Origin of the sequence: Flagellimonas halotolerans, from assembly GCF_035818535.1 — a bacterium.
Classification (GTDB): domain Bacteria; phylum Bacteroidota; class Bacteroidia; order Flavobacteriales; family Flavobacteriaceae; genus Flagellimonas; species Flagellimonas halotolerans.
This window is the reverse complement of record NZ_JAYKYV010000002.1, coordinates 245,553-268,942: the sequence shown is the minus strand read 5'-3', so window position 1 is coordinate 268,942 and position 23,390 is coordinate 245,553. Positions and strand designations below refer to the sequence as shown.

The window sequence follows — 23,390 nt, the reverse complement described above, 5'->3', positions numbered from 1 at the left end:
TTATTTTATGGAGATAAATTTAATAAGTGACACCGTCACAAGGCCTTCATCCGGAATGTTGGAGGCAATGATGAATGCGAAAGTAGGGGACGATGTATTCAAAAATGACCCTACGGTAAATGAATTAGAAGCTAAAGTTGCCGAGTACTTTGGTATGGAAGCCGCACTATTTTTCCCAAGCGGCACTATGACCAATCAAACGGCGATAAAAATTCACACCAATCCCGGTGATCAGTTAATTTGTGATAAATATGCGCACGTCTACAATTACGAAGGGGGAGGCGTCAGCTTCAACAGTGGTGTTTCCTGTAAACTGGTGGATGGCAACAGGGGGATGATGACCGCAGAACAAGTGGAGGCCTCCATAAACCCGCCCGATTTTTACCACAGTCCATTAACCGCTTTGGTCTGCATAGAAAATACCACGAACAAAGGGGGTGGAGCCTGTTGGGGTTTTGAGGAGTTGAAAAAAATCCGAAAAGTTTGTGATGAGCACAATCTAAAATATCATTTGGATGGTGCCCGACTTTGGAATGCCTTGGTTAAAAAGGGTGAAGACCCTAAAGCCTACGGGAAATTGTTCGACACCATCAGTGTATGTTTGAGCAAAGGCATGGGATGTCCCGTAGGTTCCGTTTTGGTAGGAAGCAAAGGTGAAATAGGCAAAGCCTTGCGCATCCGTAAAATTTTTGGTGGCGGCATGCGTCAATCCGGGTATTTGGCTGCCGCAGGGATTTATGCTTTGGATAATAATGTAGAACGATTGGCAGAGGACCACAAGAAAGCTCAGGAAATAGGGGAGGTGCTTCAATCGTTGGATTTCATTAAAAAAGTGGAACCTATCGAGACCAACATCATTATTTTTGAAATAAATGAGAATAAAATGTCATCCGAAGCTTTTTTGGAACAATTGACCAAAAATCAGGTATCCATCATAGGGATGGGGCAGGGAAAATTACGCATTGTTACCCATTTGGACTATACCGATGCTATGCACGAGCACTTTTTAAAGGTTTTGAAAAGCATTGGATAGCGCAGTCGAGAAGTCCAAAAAGGTCTCGACTTAAGTTTGTTTTGAGCGAAGCCGAAAGGCTCGACCTGACATATTACTTAATAAAAGCATCCATCCCGGGAATATTCGGCATACCTTCTTTGGCCACAGCGGCCAATTCAGCTTCATTTACCTTGGTGGCTTTTTCAATGGCTTTGTTCAAGGTAAGTACCAAATAGTCTTCCAATTGCTCCTTGTCTTCCAAAAGCGAATCATCAACAGCAATGGATTTTATTTCTCTATTGGCCGTAAGAGTAACTTTTAGGAGTCCATCGGAGGACTCTTCATCAATCATAACGGTGTTCAAACGCTCCTTCGTCGCTTCTACCTTCTTTTGGGTTTCTTTGATTTTACCCATCATTCCCATTAAATCTCCGAACATAACTTTAAATTTTAAATGTATTTACTAACATCTTTACGGTTATCTGTCATGTCGAGCGCAGTCGAAACACTTTAACTCACCCTTCGACTCCGCTCAGGGTGACAAAACTAGGACAAACAAGTGATAATTATCAAACGTAAGTTCAAAAATAGTAAATTGGCTAAAACACTATCTCATGAAACTAATCAATTCAAGAATTTCTATTCTGGTTTTATGCCTTATTTTTGCGACCGCTTGCAAAAACAACAAAGACGAATCCATGAGTATAACTCCCCCTGTAGCACCAAAACATCCAACAAAACTTGAGAAGCACGGTGATGTAAGAATCGATGATTACTATTGGATGAACAATAGGGAGGATCAACAGGTTCTCGATTATTTGAACGCCGAGAACGAATACTATCAAAAAATGACCGCCCACACCAAGGAGTTTCAAGAGAAACTTTTTAAAGAGATGAAGGGTAGGATCAGGGAAGATGATTCGTCTGTTCCCTACAAATTGGACGGATATTGGTACATTACTAGGTACGAAGAGGGCAAGGAATACCCTATTTATTCCAGAAAAAAGGAAAGTTTGGATGCCGAAGAAGAATTGTTGTTCGATTGCAACGAAATGGCACAAGGCCACGATTTCTTTAACATGAGGGGTGTTTCCATCAGTCCAGACAATACCATGGCCTCCTTTGGAACGGATACCATTTCCAGAAGGCAGTACAATATACAGGTGAAAAACTTACAATCGGGTGAAATTTATCCCGATATCATTGAAAATACGACGGGAAGCTCTGTTTGGGCCAACGATAACAAAACGCTGTTCTATACCAAAAAAGACCCTGTCACCTTACGTTCCGATAAAATTTTTAAGCATGTGCTGGGTACTTCCAGCGAAGCGGATGAATTGGTTTTTCACGAAAAGGATCCCACGTACAATACCTTTGTGTACAAGACCAAATCCAGAAAATATATCGTGATTGGCTCTAGCAGCACGTTGACATCAGAATATAGAATTTTGAATGCGGATGATGCTGAGGGCGAATTCAAGGTGTTTTCCCCACGAAAAAAAGGGGTCGAGTATGGCATATCACATTTTGAGGATGAATTTTATGTGTTGACCAACAAGGACAAGGCCACCAACTTTAAGTTGATGAAAACAGATGAGAAACATACATCATCGGAACATTGGGAGGAATTTATCCCGCATCGGGAAGATGTTTTGTTGGAAGATGTCGAAATTTTTAGGGATTATTATGTGCTTACAGAGCGTAACAATGGCCTCAATCAAATGAAGATAGCCAAATGGGACGGTTCTGACAGTTATTATTTGCCTTTTGATAGTGAAACCTATGTGGCAGGACCTTCTGTCAATTTAGATTTTGACACCAAAATACTTCGTTACTATTACAACGAAATGGGAGAACCTTATGCCATAATTGATTTTGATATGGAAACCAAAACCAAAACCATTATGAAGCAACAAGAGGTTTTGGGAGGTAAATTTAATAAAGATAACTACAAAACAGAGCGCTTGTGGGCCACGGCCAGGGATGGTAAAAAAGTACCAATTTCCTTAATTTACCGTAAAAACACCTCTTTGGATGGCACAAGTCCGTTACTGCAATACGGTTACGGCTCTTACGGTGCCACCATAGACCCCTATTTTTCATCCATACGGTTGAGTTTATTGGACCGTGGGTTTATCTACGCCATTGCCCACGTTAGAGGAGGAGAGTATTTGGGCAGGCCTTGGTACGAGGACGGAAAATTATTTAACAAGAAAAATACATTTACTGATTTTGTCGATGTTTCTCAATATTTGATTGACCAAAAATATACGACCCCGGAACATTTATATGCCATGGGCGGCTCTGCCGGTGGGCTTTTGATGGGAGCCGTAATCAATATGGCACCAGAACTATATAATGGAGTAATCGCGGGAGTTCCTTTTGTGGATGTGGTCTCTACCATGTTGGACGATACCATTCCGTTGACCACGGGAGAGTATGACGAATGGGGAAATCCAAACGAAAAGGAATATTACGATTACATTAAATCTTATTCCCCTTATGACAATGTAGAGGCCAAGGCATACCCAAATATGTACGTATCCACTGGATTGCACGATTCCCAAGTGCAGTATTGGGAACCGGCCAAGTGGGTGGCCAAATTGAGAGAATATAAAACCGACGACAACCTGTTGTTTTTGGATACAAATATGGATGCTGGTCACGGTGGAGCCTCGGGCCGATTTGAGGCTTTAAAGGAAACGGCGAAGGAATATGCCTTTATTTTAGACCTTGAGGGAAAAGCCCTTTAAAAAAAAATGTTACATTTGCATGGAATAATTTTATTTTTAAGGTAAGATTGTTCCCTACCTAATACCAGTTATGAAGAAACAGATAAATGCGCACAGCAATATCCTAGACCTAATTGGAAGTACCCCCTTAGTTAAGCTAAACAGAATTACTGCCCCACTTACCGGAAATTTTTATGCTAAGCTGGAATGCTTTAACCCCGGACATTCTTCAAAAGATAGAATTGCGATTCATATTATTGAAGAAGCCGAGCGAAAAGGGCTTCTTAAACCGGGTAGCACCATTATCGAGACTACATCTGGCAATACAGGCTTTAGCTTGGCCATGGTGAGCATAGTCAAAGGCTATAAGTGCATATTGGCCGTAAGTTCAAAATCATCGCCGGACAAGATCGATATGTTGCGTTCCATGGGAGCCAACGTATATGTTTGCCCAGCCCATGTTAGCGCGGATGACCCACGTTCCTATTACGAAGTAGCCAAACGTTTGCACAGCGAAACTGAGAATTCAATTTACATCAACCAATATTTTAACGAGTTAAATATAGATGCCCACTATTCCAGTACAGGGCCCGAGATTTGGGAGCAGACCAATGGTCAAATTACCCATTTGGTGGCTTGTAGCGGGACAGGGGGGACTATATCCGGAATTGCCCGTTATTTAAAGGAACAGAACCCAAATATTAAAATATTGGGGGTAGATGCTTATGGGTCTATTTTGAAAAAATATCACGAAACCGGAGAGTTTGATCACAATGAGGTGTATCCATACCGAATTGAAGGATTGGGCAAAAACTTGATTCCGGCAGCTACGGACTTTAATAGCATTGACAGGTATATTAAGGTGACTGATGGTGAAAGTGCCCACATGGCCCGTAAATTGGCCCATACCGAAGGTATTTTTGCAGGTTACACAAGTGGTGCCGCAACTCAGGCATTATACCAATTGAACACCGAAGGGGAGTTCACCGAGGACAACAATGTTGTTGTGGTGTTCCCGGACCATGGTTCTAGGTATATGAGCAAGGTGTACAGTAACGAATGGATGGAAAACCAAGGTTTTTTCGACATCCAAAATGCCGAAATACCAGAAGAAATAAAGTATATTAAATAAACCAATACCCAATAATACTTATAGAACGGCAATGAAAAACATTGCCGTTTTTTATATCTGAACATTTCGTTATGCGAGGTTCATAAAAATATATACTTTTGCATTTGAATTAAATTTAAGGTAGATGAGAGATTTATTCGATAGAATCATTGAGAACAAAGGACCTTTAGGAAAATGGGCCTCACAGGCTGAGGGCTATTTTGTTTTTCCAAAATTGGAAGGACCTATTTCCAACAGAATGAAATTCCAAGGGAAAGATGTGATAACGTGGAGCATCAATGACTATCTGGGTCTCGCAAACCTACCTGAAATAAAGAAAGTGGACGGAGAGGCAGCACTGGAACACGGAGCTGCTTACCCAATGGGAGCCCGAATGATGAGCGGCCACACCGATTATCATGAACAGTTGCAAAACGAACTGGCAGAATTTGTACATAAAGAAGCTTCTTATTTATTGAATTTTGGATACCAAGGCTTTATGTCTGTAATCGACGCTTTGGTGTCTAAGGATGATATTATTGTATACGATGTGGATTGCCACGCTTGTATTATAGATGGTGTTCGCTTGCATATGGGCAAGCGTTTTACCTTTAAGCACAACGATCCTGAAAGCTTGGAAAAAAACTTGGAGCGTGCCACCAAATTGGCCAATGAAACCGGTGGAGGAATCTTGGTGATTTCTGAAGGAGTTTTTGGTATGCGAGGAGAACAAGGGATACTAAAAGAAATTGTAGATCTAAAGAAAAAGTTTCAATTCAGGCTTTTGGTAGATGATGCCCACGGTTTTGGAACATTGGGAAAAACAGGTGCCGGAGCAGGAGAGGAGCAAGGCGTACAAGATGAAATTGACGTGTATTTAGCCACTTTTGCCAAGTCTATGGCAGGTATTGGTGCATTTGTAGCAGCAGATAAGGAAATCATCGAATACCTAAAATACAATCTTCGTTCCCAAATGTTCGCTAAATCATTGCCCATGGTTTATGTTAAAGGAGCGCTTAAGCGACTTGACATGCTACGTACCATGCCCGAACTTAAAGCAAAGCTTTGGGAGAACGTAAACGCACTCCAAAATGGACTAAAGGAAAGAGGGTTCGACATTGGGACCACCACTAGCTGTGTAACCCCCGTTTATTTGAACGGAAGTATTCCAGAAGCAATGGCCTTGGTGAAAGATTTACGCGAAAACCATGGAATTTTCTGCTCTATTGTGGTATATCCCGTAATTCCAAAAGGACTGATTTTATTGCGTTTGATTCCTACGGCGACACACACCATGAAAGATATCGAAGAGACACTTGATGCTTTTTCCGCTATTAGGGAGCGTTTGGAAAATGGCACTTACAAAAGACTTTCGGCGGCCGTAGCTGCGGCTATGGGCGAATAAATTTTATGATGGGCTTGCCTTGCGAGGGGATATTTGGCTATGGTTAAACTCAAGTCGTTCTACTTGGGTTAATATAGATATTATTTCAATCGCTATTACTTTTTTCTTTCATCCATACCGGGGTTGTTTCCGATTTATGGTCTTTGCCAATTATATCTTTGTACAATTCTGGTTTTCTGGCATTCTTGTACCTCCAACCTCCCGAGAGTTGAATTTTATCTTTTGTTATTTTTGAAATTGTAATATCATTTTCAAAGGATTTTATTTCGGACAAAATTTCACCATAAGGGTCAATTATCATCGAATTGCCATTTTTTAAGTGCTCACCATCGTAACCGATCGGGTTTGTAAATGCATAATAGACCCCATTGTCATAAGCTCTTGCAGGCAACCAACGCATTAACCAACGTCTGCCTTTTGGGCCATCGAATTCCATTCGTAACGAAACTGGGTCATCTTCGCGGTTTTGCCAATATTTATCGGCTACATAACCTCGATGTGGCATTGCAGATGGGGTACAGCCCGTAACATGTGGGGCAAAAATCAATTCTGCTCCCAAAAGGCTCGTTGCCCTAACATTTTCAATCACGTTATTGTCATAGCAGATTAAAATTCCACATTTCCAACCAAGTATGTCGAATACGCAATATTCATCGCCAGCAGACATATACTTGCTAATAAAAGGATGTATTTTTCGATATTTTGCAATTAGTCCTTCTCCAGTAACACAGATAAATGTATTGTATATTTTTCCATCAGATATTTCTACGAGACCAGCCAAAATAGGAATGTCCAATTCTTTGGATATGGCAATCAATTCTTGTGTGCTTTTTCCGTTAGGTACCTCTTCGGCCAAGTTCGTTATTTGTTCAAGACTTAAGTCTTTGGTAAAAGTATAGGCCGTAATCGACATTTCATGAAAACTGATTAAGTCGGCTCCTTTGGATTTTGCTTTTTTTGCAAGTTTTTTGATTACCGATAGATTATAGGCTTTATCACCGTCTTTTGGTTCAAATTGGGCTACTGATATGTTCATTTTTTATGGGGGTTGATTTTTTATGGGGGTTGATTTTTTTGATTTTTGGTTGCATGGCTATCCCAACTAAGGCGAGTAGCGTTTTAAATTTGTATGCAACAGTTAAAGGTAGCTATTGGAGATTGATTTGCTATAGCCACTGTTGAGAAATGTGCTTATTATCCTTAGCGGAGCGAAGGCCTTAATTGGTTTAACATGGGATAAATATAGCGAATAAACAGTCGTACTGCGTGGCCGTTGGGGAAGAATAGCTCGGGAATCGTTCCGCTTGCGGTACTGGCCGAGCGGCCGCAGTCACTTTTCCAACGGTCAAGTATAACCGTCAGTTACGGGACTAAAGTTAATGATTTTCGGTTAAGCACAGACGTTAGCATCTATGTACACCGTTTTTTATTCACAGTCTTTTATTAAATTCCAATCTTCAGATACAGTTTTAGTCTTTGGATTATATTCAAATTCCGTTATTTTATTCTTGCAATTCAAGGTTAAATAATCATTCTCTAATTTGTTAGTGTACCAATAACCTAATAAATTAGCGTAGTGTTTTATCGGATAGCAACTTTTCTTTTCCAATTCCGAGAGTTGTTCATATTCCTCAATATCGATACTTTTAAAAGTAGGCAACTCAATTTTACCTAAATCCAACTTTGTAAATTCAAATTCCAGATTACGTATTTCAACTGATAATTCACGGTCTTTTAAAATCAAGTCTGCTTTTGCTATTCGTTCAGGTATTTGCAATTCAAAGAATCCGTCAAAATCCGAATTTATTTTCAACTCCGAATTTTTAAAATATACTTCAACTCCAGGTATTTCTGAATTTTCTAGAAATAGTTGACCAGATATTTGAGCATTCGCTATTCCGCTGAATACTAAAATCAAAATCGATATGTAGAATGTCTTTTTCAAATGGTGTACAACTACTGGATACAAGGAACTTTCCGCATATCCCTATTCAATGGTCATAAATATATTACTTTTTCAAGGGAATTCGATATATTCGTTTATCATGTCAGTTGACGGTTTTGTGAAAATACTGGAGGTTAAAAGGTATAGCAAGAATACTATAGATAGCTATACCTCTATCGTGAAGATGGCCGGACACTTCTTCAACAAACCTTTGGATAGGGTAGATGAAACCGATTTGCACCGCTACTTTTATTTAATGGTGCACACCAAAAAAGTGTCCTATTCATATCAAAAGCAGATTGCCATGGCATTAAAACCATATTATAGGGAGATGTTCGGGCAAAGTATCAATCTAGAACTCTTGTTCCCAAGCAGAAAGCCCAGTAAACTACCCGTAATCTTAGCAAGGGAAGATGTGCAAAAAATTATAGATAAAACAAAAAACGTCAAACATAAAAGTATGATTGCCCTTACTTATAGTGCGGAGCTAAGGGTGGGAGAACTCATAAGTTTAAAGATATCCGATATTGATTCGACACGGATGGTCGTGCACATAAAGGCGGCCAAGGGAAACAAGGACAGGATAGTCCCCTTTCGCAAAAGGCGCTCCACATGCTCAGGGATTATTATAGGGAATATTTGCCCAAATATTATTTGTTCGAGGGGCAAAAAGGAGGAAAATATACCTCGTCCAGTTTCAACAAATTGTTGAAATCGGCGGCAAACGGGCCAAGATACATATGCATATCACGGCACATACCCTTCGGCACAGTTATGCTACCCATCTTTTGGAAAAAGGTATCGAGATAAGGGTCATCCAAAAACTTTTGGGGTACAATTCCATCAAGACCACCATGATCTATACCCAAGTTTCTGAGCCCACAATGCTTCACGTTTCAAGTCCGTTTGATGACGATAATGGTGACCACCTTTGATGTATTTACGCTATAGCGTTCCTTGGGATTTCCACTTCACCTCTCCTTTTGAGGGGTCGAGACTGCTATAGGGGCTTTTTGGATGAGAGAAAAACAGCTAAGGCTACAAATCCTTCACATAAGTACGCCTACGCTTGATCACTTTCGGGTCAAAATGTTTCCACATTTGCTGTATGGCAATATTATCTTCCAGTTCGGGAGTTCTAATACAATTTACCACCCCACGTTTTTTAAACGTATGGTGAAACTCATTAAAAATAATAGAAGTCACCCCTTTGTTTTGGTATTTGGGATGTATGCCGATCAAGTAGAAAATCGCATCCTTGCTATGCTTTCGGGCATGGAGCAAGTGGAAAACTCCAAAAGGGAATAATTTTCCCTTGGCTTTTTGCAATGCTTCGGAGAAAGAGGGCATTACAATGGCAAAGGCCACTAGGTTATCGTCCGAATCCACTACAAACTTGATGTACTCCGGATTTATAAAACTGATGTATTTTTTCTTGAAATATTCCTTTTGGATATCGGTAATCTTCACAAAGGATGATAATTTGGCATAGGTTTCGTTAAAAAGGTCGAACATCTTGTCCACCCAGGGCATTATATCGGCACTTTTTTCAAAGTTCAATTCCCGTAGGCCATAGCGCTTTTTGATCAGCACATTGGCCTTGGCAAACAACTTTGGGTCGGCATTGGCCGCTGGAAACTTACTTTCGCGATATTCTTTTTCCTTGGTAAATCCATGTTTTTCGTAATGCGATTGGTAGTAGGAGTGGTTGTACCAGGTCACCATGGTTCCGATATGGTCAAAACCCTCGGTAAGCACGCCTACTTTGTCCAAATTGGAAAAGCCCACGGGACCTTCTATGTATTCGAGCTGGTTTTCCTTGCCAATTTCATGCACCTTGTCCAACAAGGCTTTGGATACTTCAAAGTCGTCCTCAAAATCGAACCATCCGAACCGCATTTTCTTCAAGCCTTGTTCCTTAACTTCCAACCAATTGATAATGGCTGCTACGCGTCCCACAATCTTGTTGTTTTTGTAGGCCAAAAAGAATTTGGCCTCCGCCGTTTTAAAAACAGGGTTTACGTCCTTGTCAAAAGATGCCATTTCATCTTTAATGATAGGGGGCACCCAATACGGAGAATCTTTGTAGAGCGAAAAAGGAAATTTTACAAAACGCTTTAAGTCCGATTTGGACTGTACCTGCTTAACGGTTACCATAGTTGCAAATTAATGCCCAATATTATGAATATTACTTGCAGTAGAAAAATGAAGTTTGTGGAAAACTTAAAAATCTATAGTTCCGCCGCGGTTTTTCTTTCTTCTTTTGGATTTTCGTTTATTGGCGTTTTTCTTGATTTTTCCGTTCATACCCGATTGTTGCTCGTTGATGGGGATAAGCTCGTCTTTGTGAAAGTCCAAACGGTACGAGAATCCAAGCACAACAAAAATACGGGATGGGTCGTTTTTAAAATTGGAACCTAAATGGAAATCTGCCTGAAAATTGGGATTGATCAAACGGGCCACCCCGGTTCTTAAAATAATATCGGAATAACGGTCGCCAGAAATACCTTGACCCTCAAAAAAAACACTCCATCGTGGATCGCGAAAAGCGTGGGTCAACGATAAGGCGTAGCGCCATTCGGGAAAATCGGTGGTAATGCGGTCATAAGCAATATTGGAAATCAAAACAAATCGTGGCGAAAGCCTACTCTGCGTTTGGATGCCACCACGATACGAAACCGTAGGCTCGCCAGGGTAAAATGGATTGTCGCCGACCACAAAATTGGCCCCACCATATACGGATACGGCAGGAATCAAATTTTTCCATTGGAATACATTGTTCGCCCTCCAACTATATAAATTGGGTTTGTTGCGTTCTGGATTCTTAAAAGGGTCAAAAACCAAATATTTCAAACCTACCCGGTTTCTGGAAAAATTGGTCAGCTTGCCCTCTATGCCCAAATCGGGATAAGTAATATTTTGAGTAATGAACGATCCCTCAGCAATTATTTCCAGTTCTTCAAAAAGGAAACCGTACCTCAACGCATAATCGGCCCCAAAAATATTGGAATCTGAATTGAGGTCGGCATTATCCTGTTGTTCGTACAACATTCCAATCTCGGCCTGTGCCACATTTTTACCAACGGCATAAGCACTGGCGGCCCTTCCAGGCCTATTGGAATTGATGACATCGGTATATTGGGCAGTAAGAAATGTTGGGAATAGAACGAAAAGAAATAATGACTTTTTGATCATGGAAATATCCATATAACTGGGTTTTTAATACTATTTTAAGATACGTTTGATGGGTTTACGGGACTAACAATGTAACTTTGATACAATAACTAAGGTTATATGGTTTTATTACAAACGATTTTAATTGTCATATTAGTATACTACGGGCTCAAATTACTTTTGAAGTGGTTGGCACCGAAGCTTCTTAATTATGCAGTTAAGAAGACGAGCGAACGTTTTGGACAGCAGTTTGGCAACCCACAAGATTTTGATGACTCGCATACTAAAGAAAAAGAAGGGGAGACCATCATTTCCAAAAAACCACCCCGTAGATCCAATCCCTCAAAAAAAGTTGGAGAATACATAGATTTTGAGGAAATTGATTAATATTTGCGCTATCAAAACCTATCCATGAATCTTTCTCCAAAAGCCATCATCACCCATATTTGTGTTATCAGTTTATTTATTCTTGCCTCGCTGGTCTACTTTTATCCGGTATTGCAGGGAAAAGCCATTTATCAGTCGGACATTGCCCAGTACAAGGGCATGGCCCAAGAACGTGATGCATACAAAGAGCTTACGGGAGAGGAATCGTATTGGACCAATAGCGCTTTTGGTGGGATGCCCACCTACCAATTAGGTGCCAATTACCCGCATAACTATGTAAAGGAATTGGACCGTTTGATTCGGTTTTTACCCAGACCTGCCGACTATCTTTTTCTCTATTTGATAGGGTTTTACATTTTGCTGTTATGCCTTAAGGTCGATTTTAGGTTGGCGGCATTGGGGGCATTGGCCTTTGGCTTTTCCACTTATCTAATTATTATTCTAGGGGTGGGACATAATGCCAAGGCACATGCTCTGGGGTACATACCCTTGGTTTTGGGTGGAATTATTCTCGTTTTCCGAAAAAAATACATTTTAGGATTTATACTGACTGCATTGGCGATGGCCTTGGAAATAAGTGCCAATCACTACCAAATGACGTATTATTTTATGCTTTTGGTGTTGGTGATGGGTCTGGTATATCTGATTTACGCCATCAAGGAAAAAGAGTTCAAACACTTTTTTGCTTCCGTAGGCATTTTGATTTTGGCCGTTGTGCTGTCCATTTTCACCAATGCGACCAGTCTTATGGCTACCAAGGAATATGCCGATTGGAGTACTAGGGGGACATCGGAATTGACCATAAACCCTGATGGAAGTGACAAAGCCATTTCCACAGGTTTGGACTACGATTATATTACCCAATACAGCTATGGGATTGCAGAATCCCTCAATTTGTTTGTGCCACGTTTGTTCGGAGGTTCGGGCGGAGAAGATTTGGGCAAAGATTCCAAAGCCTATGAATATTTGACCAACCAAGGATTATCACCATCAAAAGCTATTGAGTTCTCTAGCAGTTTGCCCTTATATTGGGGAGACCAGCCTATTGTAGCGGCTCCTGCGTACGTGGGTGCCATTGTGTTCTTTTTGTTTCTGTTGGGTGTGTTTCTGGTGGATGGTAAAAAGAAATGGTGGTTGTTGGCGGGTGCCATTTTATCCCTGCTGCTCTCGTGGGGCAGAAACTTTCCGTTGCTCACCAATTTTATGATCGATTATTTCCCGATGTATAATAAATTCCGAGCGGTGTCCTCCATTCAAGTGGTATTGGAGCTTTGTTTACCTGTACTCGGAATTTTGGGAATACGGGAATTGTTTAAATCATCGGTCGACCAAAAAGAAAAGCTCAAAGCACTAAAGCTAGGTTTCTTTATTTCCGTAGGACTGGGCATCTTTATTTTCTTGTTGAAAGGATTCTTTGATTTTGAAGGACTGCGCGACGAAACCTATCGTGGTTATTTTGGCGATGAATTGATGACCATGATCCAAGGTGATCGTGAAGCCGTTTATATCAGCGATACCATTCGGTCATTAATTTATGTGGCCCTTGCAGCTGCTGCGCTGTGGTTTTTCATCAAAGAAAAAATCAATAAAAACATTTTAGTTTTTGCCTTGGGTGCATTGATTTTGTTTGATTTGGTGGGGGTGGATCTCCGTTATGTGAATGAGGGTGACTTTGTGCGTCAGCATCAGGTAAATCAACCTTTCCAAGCCAATCAAATAGACCAAATGATTCAGCAGGATGATTCCATTTACCGTGTTTTTGACCCTCAAGAAGGTTTAAATGGGGCACGTACTTCCTATTTCCATAAATCAGTAGGTGGGTATCATGCGGCGAAACCCCGGGCACTTCAAAATTTGTTCGAGTTTCATCTGTACCAAAACAATCTTCAGGTGTTGAATATGTTGAATGTAAAATATATTATTCAACAAGATGAGGAAGGTAATAGTTTCCCTGCGGTGAACCCCGATGCCAATGGCAATGCATGGTTTGTTAATCAGTTGGTCCCCGTTTCATCGGCCAATGAGGAAATTTTGAAACTTAAGGATTTCAATTCCAAAACACAGGCAGTGGTCAACACAAAGCAATATCCTGAATTGACCAAGTTTCGTTATTCGGTCGATTCCTTGGCCCAGATTAAATTGGTGGATTACCGCCCCGACTATTTAAAATACACATCCAACAATTCCAACGACGGCTTTGCTGTTTTCTCGGAAATGCACTACCCATCGGGCTGGAACACATTTATTGATGGAGAACCGCAAAAACACTATGAAGTGGATTATGCGCTTCGTGGAATGAAGGTTCCCGCTGGCACACATGAAATCGAGTTCAAGTTTGAACCCGAAGTGGTGGAAACGGGAAGCCAGATTACCTTGGCTGCCAATATTCTCTTGGGATTGATGATTGTTGGGGGACTGGGCTTCACCCTGTTCCCTAGGAAAAAGGAAGCATCCTAATGCGAAAAACCTTGGTCATAGCGTACTATTGGCCTCCGGCAGGGGGACCAGGGGTACAGCGTTGGCTTAAGTTTGTTAAGTATCTGCCCGATTTTGATTTTGAGCCCTTTGTGTATGTTCCCGAAAATCCCAGTTATCCCATTGTGGATGAAAAGTTGATTGTGGAAGTTCCAGATGTTAAAATACTTAAGCAACCCATAAAAGAGCCTTACGGCTGGGCTTCACTGCTCTCAAAAAAGAAGACCAAAACCATTAGCTCGGGGATTATCAAGGAGGATGACCCATCATTGGTGGAAAAGTTGTTGTTGTGGGTTCGTGGCAATTTTTTTATTCCAGATGCCCGAAAGCTTTGGGTAAAACCGTCTATTTCCTATTTGGCAAAGGTTATTGCAGATGAGGGTATAGAAACCATAATTACCACTGGACCGCCCCACAGTCTACATTTAATCGGGTTGGGCCTCAAAAAAAAATACAATATCCAATGGATTGCCGATTTCCGTGATCCATGGACATCAATAGGGTATCATAAAAAGTTACGGTTGACGAAATCCTCCCAACAAAAACACAAAGCTTTGGAGAAGAAAGTGCTTGTTTCCGCCGATAAGGTCGTGGTAACGAGCCAAACCACTAAAACAGAATTTGAGCACATCACGCCCAAACCCATTAAAGTAATCACCAATGGTTTTGATGATGAGCTACAACCAGGACCTTTGGATTCAGCATTTACCATTTCTCATATTGGCTCGTTGTTAACTGGAAGAAACCCATTGGGGTTATGGCAGGCCATTCAGGAGTTGATGGAGGAAAATGAAACGTTTAAAAAGCACACAAAAATCCAATTGGCTGGGGTAGTAGGGGAAGAGGTTTTGCAATCCATCCAAAAATTTGGGCTGGATGATCATTTGGAGCAATTGGGTTATCTGTCCCACGATAAAGTTTTGGAAACACAGCAAAAATCGCAATTACTTTTGTTGTTGGAGATTGATTCCGAAGAGACCAAAGGCATCATTCCGGGAAAATTATTTGAATACCTAAATGCGAAGCGTCCCATTTTGGCGATTGGCCCAAAAGGGTGGGAGGCCGGAGCCATGGTGGAACAACACAAAGCTGGAAATACTTGTTTGCATTATGATGTAGCGGCATTAAAAAATGTACTTTTGGATGCCTTTAAACACTATCAAAAAGGAACTTTGCTTTGCAACTCTAAAGGGGTTGAACAATATCATAGAAAGGCATTAACGGAGTCTTTGGCTAAATTTATCTAATGGGAATCGTTTTAAAACAATCCTTTCAGAATACGGTAACAACTTTTGTCGGGTTTGCGTTCGGGGCCGTGAACACCCTGTTCCTCTACACCAATATTTTAGCGCCCAAATATTATGGTCTGGTAACTTTTATATTGGCTACGGGTGCCATATTAATGCCTTTAATGGCACTGGGGGCCCACAATGCCACTATAAAATATTACAGTGCCCAAAATGAGCAGCACAAGAATGGTTTTATAACCTTAATGCTTTTAAGTCCATTGATGGTTCTGGGTGTCTTATCACTATTGACATGGTTTTTTTATGAGCCGATCGCGTTGTTCTTGTCTAAGGAAAATCCAATTGTTAAGGATTATGTTTGGTATGTGTTCTTGGTGGGAATGGCCATGGCCTATTTTGAGATATTCTTTGCGTTGAGCAAGGTGTATTTTAAATCGGTGTTTGGTAATTTCATGAAAGAGGTCTTTGTCAGGGTTTGTGTTTCCATCTTGTTGGGCTTGTTGTACTTTGAAGTGATTTCGCTGGATTTTTTTCTAAAGGCCTTGGTGGGGGTATATCTGCTCCGTACCCTTTGTATGAAGTTGTACGCTTTTAGACTGCATAGACCTGTGTTGGATTTTAAGTTTCCCAAGGAATCCAAAACTATTTTGGGGTATGGTATACTGATGATTTTGGGCGGTTCTGTAGCATTGATACTTTTGGAGGTGGATAAATTTATGATCAACCAGTTTATTGTTTTGGATAATGTGGCCTATTATAGTGTTGCAGGATATATTGCCTCTAGCATTGTTGTGCCGGCCAGGGCCATGAACCAGATTACCTATCCGATGACCGCCAATTATTTGAACACGGGCAACTTTTTTGAACTTGAGCAATTGTACAAGAAGACTTCGCTGACTTCTTTTATTGCATCTGGGCTCTTGTTTGTATTGATTATTTTGAACATTGAAGATTTGTTCCTGATGCTTCCGGAAGATTACCGAGGTGGTTTTTTTATTGTTCTTTTAATTGGTTTGGCAAAGGTCTTCGATTCACTTTTGGGCAACATCAATGCCGTTTTGTATTATTCGGAATATTACAAGGTTATTCTGTTGATAGGGATTTGTTTTGCTTTGGCCATTATTTTGCTTAATCTTTGGTTGATTCCTGTTTATGGGATAGAAGGAGCGGCATTGGCCAGCTTTCTCTCCATTTTCATTTTTAATCTGGCCAAAGTGATATTTGTAAAGTCAAAGTTTGATTTTTTGCCCATTACTAAGGCTACGTTCAAGGTTTTTGCGACCTTGGTTTTGTTATCGTGCCTTTTTTATTTGTTGCAGTTTCCTTTTCACCCTATCATCAATATTGGCTTAAAGTCATTGCTTATTGTTGTCATGTATGTGGGTATTTTGTATCGTTTTAATATTTCGGAAGATGTTACGGGCATCTTGTCCAAATGGTTAAAAAAAAATACCCCGTAGCGAATAAATCCGGCTACGGGGTAAACAACTAACCAACCTAAAAAAACTATCTAATTATTTCTTCTGGAAGCACCTCTTGAACTACTGGTTCTAGCGCTACTTTTTCTGTTGCTAGAGCTTCTGCTCACACTTGGCCTAGAAGTTGTTTTTCTACTCACAGAACTTTTCCTGATACTCGGTCTAGTGCTTCTGGAAACGGCTTTCCTTGAAGAGTTTCCCCTGCTCACCGTAGACCTACTTCGTGTTCTCGATGTGGTCTTGGGTTTTCTATAGGTACTCTGGGTAGAACGCTTAACAGTTCTGCCTTTTGTACTAGGGGCCACTTTTCTGGAACTCACACTTCTTTTATTGGGCGTGCGCGTTACTTTATTATTGGAAGCCGTTGTTCTTCCAGATCTTGTTACATTATTTGATTTTCTATAATTATTGCTTCTGGAATCCCTGGAAACAACTTTCTGTCTTTTTCCATTATTACTGGAACGGTTAACGGCAGTATGTCCTCTTCTAGCAGAATTTTGAGCTACTCTCACATTGCTCCTGCCATAATCTACTGCTCTTCTATTATTGTTGCCGTGAACAGAAACTCTCCTATCATTTCTATAGATGTTGTCTCTTCTATACTTATTGTTGTTTCTATACACTTTACCTACTTTGACATACGCACGTCTTGTGTTATGTCGGTAAGGCGCATAGTACGTATATCTGACAGGTCTGTAATACCTTCTGTATGGTCTTGCATATACATTACAGAATCCAATGGAAGGTCTTGCAAAATATCTATGGAAAGGTCTGTACACATACCTTCTGTTATAAATATTGATGTAACCTGTATAGTGACTGAAAACCCCTCCATTATAGTAAACGTGCAATCCACCAATTCTACGAACCCTACCATTGTTGTACCAGATTTCCACATTTCCTATTTGTGAAACACGTCCGTAATAATCATAAAAAATAGGGGTGTTCTCAACTTGGATCACGGCACCATAATCATCATATTGTACATAAGGGTTGTAATTATATCCTGAGTTAAAGGTGATACCAACGCTTCCGATTCTGGCTCCAACACCTACATTTACCCTGTTGTCTATGTAGAAATCGAACTCACCATCTGGATAAACCGAGAAGGTTACTCCATCTTCCACAAAGATGAAAGAATTTCCATATCGATAATTGGTGGCAGTAGCCACTGTATTGGTTGTTTCTGCTTGGATACTTGGTATTCCAAAAACAACCGCTGCTATAATGAGTACTAACTTTTTCATACTACAAGGTTTTACGTTCTAGATGCAACTATTTACATCCACCCTAAAGTATGCAATCTGCGTGCCAAAAATTGTAAACAACTGATAATCAGTATAAAATATATGTTTTTGTACTCATAAATGATAAATATTGAACATGAAATTCCAAATCTGTATGTAGTAAGTAGTGGATAGTAGTCCGTCAAAAAGCGCAAGTTCAAGTGTCAAGTTCAAGAACAATTGTCCCCTTGAGGGGACTTTAAGGGTGTTTTTTCTGGAGTGGACAAGAATTTCACGAATTTGCAACAACAGATATGTTTATTAACTTCTAGCTTTGGACATCAAGCACAAACTTAAGTGTCAAGTTCAATAACAAAGAGAAAAGAGCCAAGAACCAAGACTCAAGTTCAGAGTTAGGGGGCGTTATGTATGATATTCAGTTTTTGAGTTACTGCAAACTGCATATTTCCGACCTCGGACGTTTCGACTGCGCTCAACGTGATACTTTGGACTAAGTTGTTCGCTTATTGAGTTACTGCAAATTGTGTACTGCGTACTTCCGACGTTTCGACGGCACTCAACGTGACACTTCGGACTAAGTTGTTCGGTTATTGAGTTACTACAAACTGTGTGCTGCGTACTTCTGACTCCGTGCATCGGGCTTCCGACATCCGACTTCTTATAATTTTTCCCTCAAATACGTTGCTGTGTAAGATTCCTTATTGTTGATAATTTCTTCGGGGGTGCCTTCCACCACTAAATTACCACCTTTTTCGCCACCTTCGAGACCAAGGTCGATGATGTAATCCGCACATTTTACGAGCTCCATATTATGCTCAATTACAATTACGGAATGTCCTTTGTCAATAAGTTCATCAAAGGATTTAAGCAATTTTTTAATGTCGTGGAAATGAAGACCTGTGGTAGGTTCATCAAAAATGAACAAGGCTTTTTCCTTAGTATGCCCTTTTACCAAAAATGAGGCCAGTTTTATACGCTGCGCTTCACCGCCGGAAAGGGTAGAGGAGGACTGCCCCAAAGCCACATATCCCAAGCCTACATCTTGCAAGGGCTTCAGTTTGGTTACTATCTTGTCTTGTTTGTGGGTTGAAAAATGTGTAATGGCATCGTCAATGGTCATGTTGAGGATGTCATCAATATTTTTTCCTTCAAATTGGACTTCCAGAATATCTTTTTTGAAGCGTTTACCTGCACATGCATCACATTCCAAATGCACATCTGCCATAAACTGCATCTCTACAGTAATTTCACCTTCGCCCTTACATTTTTCACACCGACCACCATCAACATTAAATGAGAAATGCTTGGCCTGGTATCCCCTTAACTTGCTCAGTTTTTGTGAAGCAAACAGACTTCGAATGTCATCGTAAGCCTTTATATATGTTACGGGATTGGAGCGCGAAGAACGACCAATAGGGTTCTGATCTACGAACTCTACATGCTTTATATGGGAATATTTCCCCTCCATTGCCGAAAACTGACCTGCTTTTTCTCCATATCCTCCGGTTTCTTTTAATATGGTGGGATACAATATTTTCCTGACGAGGGTACTTTTTCCACTTCCGGATACGCCAGTGACCACGGTGAGCATATTCAATGGGAAAGTGACATCTATATTTTTCAGGTTGTTTTCCCTTGCCCCTTTTATTTTAATGTAGTGTTTTGAATTCCTACGCTCCTTGGGAACTGGTATTTCCATGGTTCCATTAAGGTAGGATGCCGTCAACGAATCCGATTTAAGAATAGTTTCCCAATTTCCTGTGGCCACCACTTTTCCGCCAAGGGTTCCCGCTTCGGGGCCTATATCAATAATCTCATCTGCGGCCTGCATAATGTCTTCGTCGTGTTCTACCACTATGACGGTATTGCCCAAATCCCTGAGTGATTTGAGTACCTCTATTAAATTTTCTGTATCTCTTGGGTGAAGCCCGATACTGGGTTCGTCCAAAATATACATGGAACCCACCAGACTGCTTCCCAGCGAGGTTGCCAAATTAATGCGCTGGCTTTCACCACCGGAAAGCGTGTTCGATTTTCGATTCAGCGTGAGGTAACTCAACCCTACTTTATCCAAAAAGTCCAAACGTGTAGTGATTTCCTTCAGTAATCTATTGGAAATGGCCGTATCGTGTTCCGAAAGTTGAAGCTCATCAAAAAATGGTACCAGTTTATTGATGGGCAATTCGATTAAGTCCGAAATGGATTTGCCTCCCACCTTTACATAATCGGCTTCTTTGCGAAGTCGCTTTCCTTTACATACGGAACATTTGGTTTTTCCACGATAACGCGAAAGCATCACCCTATTCTGAATCTTATAACTTTTCTCTTCTAGCTGTTCAAAAAACTTATTGATGCCAATAAAGTGTTCGTTGCCGTCCCAAACCAGTTGTTTTTGTTCTTCGGAGAGTTCGAACCAAGGTTTATGGATTGGAAAATCAAATTTATACGCAGCATTCACCAATTGATCGCGGTACCACCCCATACTTTCGCCACGCCATGGAAAAATGGCATTCTCATAAACGGAAAGTGCCGTGTTGGGTATCACCAAGTCTTCATCAATACCGATTACGTCTCCATATCCTTCACACTTGGAACAGGCACCATACGGATTGTTAAAGCTGAACAGGTGAACGTTAGGCTCTAAAAATTTCATGCCATCCAACTCAAACTGGTTGCTAAACGTTTTTACTTCTCCAGTTTGAAGGTTTTCGATGGCGCATTGCCCTTTTCCTTCAAAAAAGGCATTGTCCACTGCATTTCCCAAGCGGTTATAAAAATCCTCATCATCCTTAACAATGATTCTATCCACCACTAAATCAAACTCCCTCCCGATATTTTCTGGAGCTTGATCTATTCGGATGACCTCGCCCTTATACTTAATACGGGCATAACCCTGCTTGGAAAAAAGCTCCAACGATTTTAAAGGCTCTCGCTCTTCTTTAATTTTAATGGGCGCCAACAATAACAGTTTGTCCCTTTCGTTTAATCGTTTAATATGGTTAATAACATCCGTAACGGTATGTTTCTTTACTTCTTTCCCAGAAATAGGGGATAGGGTTTTACCGATACGGGCATACAACAACTTTAGATAGTCATATATTTCGGTAGTGGTTCCCACAGTTGAACGTGGATTCGTAGAATTCACTTTTTGTTCTATGGCAATGGCGGGGGCTATACCTTTAATATAGTCCACTTTGGGCTTGTCCAATTTCCCTAAAAACTGTCGCGCGTAGGACGATAGGCTTTCCACATATCTACGCTGGCCTTCGGCATAGAGCGTATCAAAAGCCAGGCTCGACTTACCAGAGCCCGATAATCCTGTGATTACCACCAACTTATTTCTTGGAATAACCACATCAATATTTTTAAGGTTGTGCAGTTTGGCACCTTTAATGATAATATGCTGCTTGGGATCTACGTTTATATTGATTGACATTTGTTAAAATTAGGGTCTCAAAGATACGATACACTACACTTAATACGTATATTGCATCAGTTAACATATAAAAATCGGCAACTCACAACATAGATTTTAGGTCGCCTGCCTATTTATCTATATTTGAAGTGTAATTAAAATCCTGATAGGCCTATACAGAATAATTACTTTTTTAAAGATTAAAAACTGAATAACTAAAGTCTTTCTTAGAAAAGGGAGGACTGTGTTTTAACCCAAAAAAAGTAATTTGTATGGAACAACTACAGATTAAAGATTCGATTTTAGTAAAGAACTACATTGACGGAGACGAAAAGGCTCTTGAAATCCTGATTAACAGGCATAACCAAAGAATTACCAGCTTTATTTATAGCAAAGTTTTGGACAGAGATGTTGCAGAGGACATTTTTCAGGACACTTTTATAAAAGTGATCAAAACCTTGAAAAAAGGAAGATATAGCGAAGAGGGCAAATTCTTGCCTTGGGTAATGCGAATTGCGCACAACTTGGTGATAGATCATTTCCGTAAAAACAAAAGAATGCCCAAGTTCGAAGGCAGTGATGATTTCAACATTTTTTCCGTTATCCACGATGAGAAGTTGAATGCCGAAAAGCAAATCATCAAAGATCAAATAGAAAGTGATTTAACACTTTTGATCGATGAATTGCCAGATGATCAAAGAGAGGTGCTCATCATGCGTATTTACAAGGATATGAGCTTTAAGGAAATATCCGAAAACACCAATGTTAGTATTAATACAGCTTTGGGAAGGATGCGTTATGCACTCATTAATCTAAGAAAAATTGTAGAGCGTAAAAACATCGTTTTAACGAATTAATCGAGCAATACGTCGAAGTCTGCAATATTTCCAAACTAGCGCCGTTATATAATGGAAACAATTACTTACGCTAGAATATGGAAAACATTTACTCTGAAGAACAAAAATCCGTAAAAACGGTAAAAGCTAGTCAGAAAACAGTGGATTTTTTGCTTAGCTTTTCAAAATCGATTCATGTAGTTGACTACAAAAAACACCAGTTTGAAGTAACATTGAATTAATTTAAGGATCAAACTGACGAAAAGAGCCGCAACTAGCGGCTCTTTTTGTTTTTATAATACTCGTTGATCACGGTTTTTCTTCCAATCGTCTTGGTAATAATGTCTTTTTCCAAATCCCAGCCCCTGGCCGGTGAATATTCCCTACCGTACCAAATAATCTGAAGATGTAAACGGTTCCAAATCTCCTCTGGAAATAAGCGTTTGGCATCACGCTCGGTTTGCACCACATTTTTCCCATTACTGAACCCCCAACGGTACATGAGCCTGTGAATGTGGGTATCTACCGGAAAAGCAGGAATTCCAAAGGCCTGGGAAACCACAACACTGGCTGTTTTGTGTCCCACGCTTGGCAATTCTTCCAACAGCGCAATATCGCGAGGGACTTTACCATTGTATTTTTCAATCAAAATTTGGGACAGCCCATATATTCCCTTTGATTTCATGGGGGATAGTCCTACAGGTTTTATGATTTCCTTAATCTCATTCACAGAAAGTTTTACCATATCATAAGGGTTATCCGCCTTTTCAAATAAAAGAGGGGTGATTTGATTGACCCGAACATCCGTACTTTGGGCCGATAACAGCACAGCTATTAATAAAGTATAGGGATCTTTATGGTCTAACGGAATAGGAATAGTAGGATATAGTTTATCCAAGGTATTGATTGTGAACGCAACCTTTTCTTGTTTGGTCATATTTGTT

Annotated in this window: 19 protein-coding genes; 11 read left to right on the top strand and 8 right to left on the bottom strand. The window is 40.4% G+C overall.

Annotated elements, in window-relative coordinates; all coding sequences use genetic code 11:
- The first annotated feature begins 7 nt into the window (after window positions 1-7).
- Window positions 8-1,033 carry a threonine aldolase family protein gene (locus VM932_RS04405; RefSeq protein ID WP_326277344.1) on the top strand — a complete coding sequence of 342 codons (1,026 nt, stop codon included), beginning with the start codon at window positions 8-10 and terminating at the stop codon, window positions 1,031-1,033.
- Between the two features lie 73 nt (window positions 1,034-1,106).
- Here VM932_RS04405 and VM932_RS04400 read toward each other — a convergent pair whose 3' ends face one another.
- Entirely contained in the window at window positions 1,107-1,433 is a 327-nt protein-coding gene (locus VM932_RS04400; RefSeq protein ID WP_326277343.1) for a YbaB/EbfC family nucleoid-associated protein, read from the bottom strand.
- A 175-nt stretch (window positions 1,434-1,608) separates the two neighbouring features.
- Between VM932_RS04400 and VM932_RS04395 the strand changes: the two genes are divergently transcribed.
- From VM932_RS04395 to capB, 3 genes are all read left to right on the top strand, one after another.
- Entirely contained in the window at window positions 1,609-3,747 is a 2,139-nt protein-coding gene (locus VM932_RS04395) for a S9 family peptidase (protein ID WP_326277342.1), read from the top strand.
- Window positions 3,748-3,817: 70 nt separating this feature from the next.
- Window positions 3,818-4,858, top strand: a complete 1,041-nt coding sequence (capA, locus tag VM932_RS04390; protein WP_326277341.1) for a cysteate synthase — start codon at window positions 3,818-3,820, stop codon at window positions 4,856-4,858.
- Between the two features lie 124 nt (window positions 4,859-4,982).
- Window positions 4,983-6,242, top strand: a complete 1,260-nt coding sequence (gene capB, locus VM932_RS04385) for a cysteate-C-fatty acyltransferase (protein ID WP_293162878.1) — start codon at window positions 4,983-4,985, stop codon at window positions 6,240-6,242.
- Window positions 6,243-6,327: 85 nt separating this feature from the next.
- Here the strand turns inward: capB and VM932_RS04380 are convergent, their stop codons facing one another.
- Window positions 6,328-7,278: a nitrilase family protein gene (locus VM932_RS04380; protein ID WP_326277340.1), complete on the bottom strand. Its 951-nt coding sequence runs from the start codon at window positions 7,276-7,278 to the stop codon at window positions 6,328-6,330.
- A 390-nt stretch (window positions 7,279-7,668) separates the two neighbouring features.
- Window positions 7,669-8,160 (bottom strand): peptidase associated/transthyretin-like domain-containing protein, encoded by a 492-nt coding sequence (locus VM932_RS04375; protein ID WP_326277339.1) that lies wholly within the window; start codon window positions 8,158-8,160, stop codon window positions 7,669-7,671.
- A 127-nt stretch (window positions 8,161-8,287) separates the two neighbouring features.
- Between VM932_RS04375 and VM932_RS04370 the strand changes: the two genes are divergently transcribed.
- Both VM932_RS04370 and VM932_RS04365 read left to right on the top strand, forming a co-directional pair.
- On the top strand, window positions 8,288-8,899 hold the full coding sequence (locus tag VM932_RS04370; RefSeq protein ID WP_326277338.1) for a tyrosine-type recombinase/integrase: 612 nt from the start codon (window positions 8,288-8,290) through the stop codon (window positions 8,897-8,899).
- Window positions 8,823-9,122: a tyrosine-type recombinase/integrase gene (locus VM932_RS04365; protein WP_326277388.1), complete on the top strand. Its 300-nt coding sequence runs from the start codon at window positions 8,823-8,825 to the stop codon at window positions 9,120-9,122. Before VM932_RS04370 ends, VM932_RS04365 begins: the two co-directional genes overlap by 77 nt.
- A gap of 103 nt (window positions 9,123-9,225) precedes the next feature.
- Here the strand turns inward: VM932_RS04365 and VM932_RS04360 are convergent, their stop codons facing one another.
- Together VM932_RS04360 and VM932_RS04355 are read right to left on the bottom strand one after the other, a co-directional pair.
- Window positions 9,226-10,344: an N-acetyltransferase gene (locus VM932_RS04360; protein ID WP_326277337.1), complete on the bottom strand. Its 1,119-nt coding sequence runs from the start codon at window positions 10,342-10,344 to the stop codon at window positions 9,226-9,228.
- Between the two features lie 66 nt (window positions 10,345-10,410).
- Entirely contained in the window at window positions 10,411-11,394 is a 984-nt protein-coding gene (locus VM932_RS04355; RefSeq protein WP_326277336.1) for a transporter, read from the bottom strand.
- 87 nt (window positions 11,395-11,481) lie between these two features.
- Between VM932_RS04355 and VM932_RS04350 the strand changes: the two genes are divergently transcribed.
- From VM932_RS04350 to VM932_RS04335, 4 genes are read left to right on the top strand one after another with little or no spacing between them, the layout of a single operon-like run.
- Window positions 11,482-11,748, top strand: coding sequence for a DUF4834 family protein (locus tag VM932_RS04350; RefSeq protein WP_326277335.1), 267 nt, complete (start codon window positions 11,482-11,484; stop codon window positions 11,746-11,748).
- Between the two features lie 24 nt (window positions 11,749-11,772).
- Window positions 11,773-14,205: a YfhO family protein gene (locus tag VM932_RS04345; RefSeq protein ID WP_326277334.1), complete on the top strand. Its 2,433-nt coding sequence runs from the start codon at window positions 11,773-11,775 to the stop codon at window positions 14,203-14,205.
- Window positions 14,205-15,470, top strand: a complete 1,266-nt coding sequence (locus VM932_RS04340; protein WP_326277333.1) for a glycosyltransferase — start codon at window positions 14,205-14,207, stop codon at window positions 15,468-15,470. The genes VM932_RS04345 and VM932_RS04340 overlap by 1 nt, the downstream gene beginning before the upstream one ends.
- Window positions 15,470-16,930 (top strand): lipopolysaccharide biosynthesis protein, encoded by a 1,461-nt coding sequence (locus VM932_RS04335; protein ID WP_326277332.1) that lies wholly within the window; start codon window positions 15,470-15,472, stop codon window positions 16,928-16,930. Before VM932_RS04340 ends, VM932_RS04335 begins: the two co-directional genes overlap by 1 nt.
- A 50-nt stretch (window positions 16,931-16,980) precedes the next feature.
- Here the strand turns inward: VM932_RS04335 and VM932_RS04330 are convergent, their stop codons facing one another.
- The gene (locus VM932_RS04330; protein WP_326277331.1) at window positions 16,981-18,195 is read right to left on the bottom strand and encodes a hypothetical protein; all 1,215 of its coding nucleotides are present in this window, start codon (window positions 18,193-18,195) and stop codon (window positions 16,981-16,983) included.
- A gap of 658 nt (window positions 18,196-18,853) precedes the next feature.
- Window positions 18,854-21,631, bottom strand: a complete 2,778-nt coding sequence (gene uvrA, locus VM932_RS04325) for an excinuclease ABC subunit UvrA (protein WP_326277330.1) — start codon at window positions 21,629-21,631, stop codon at window positions 18,854-18,856.
- 251 nt (window positions 21,632-21,882) lie between these two features.
- On the opposite strand from uvrA, the gene VM932_RS04320 reads away from it, so the two are divergent.
- Window positions 21,883-22,467: an RNA polymerase sigma factor gene (locus VM932_RS04320; RefSeq protein ID WP_014034330.1), complete on the top strand. Its 585-nt coding sequence runs from the start codon at window positions 21,883-21,885 to the stop codon at window positions 22,465-22,467.
- Between the two features lie 253 nt (window positions 22,468-22,720).
- Here VM932_RS04320 and VM932_RS04315 read toward each other — a convergent pair whose 3' ends face one another.
- Complete coding sequence (locus tag VM932_RS04315; RefSeq protein WP_326277329.1) at window positions 22,721-23,383, bottom strand: endonuclease III domain-containing protein; 663 nt, start codon at window positions 23,381-23,383, stop codon at window positions 22,721-22,723.
- Window positions 23,384-23,390: the final 7 nt, after the last annotated feature.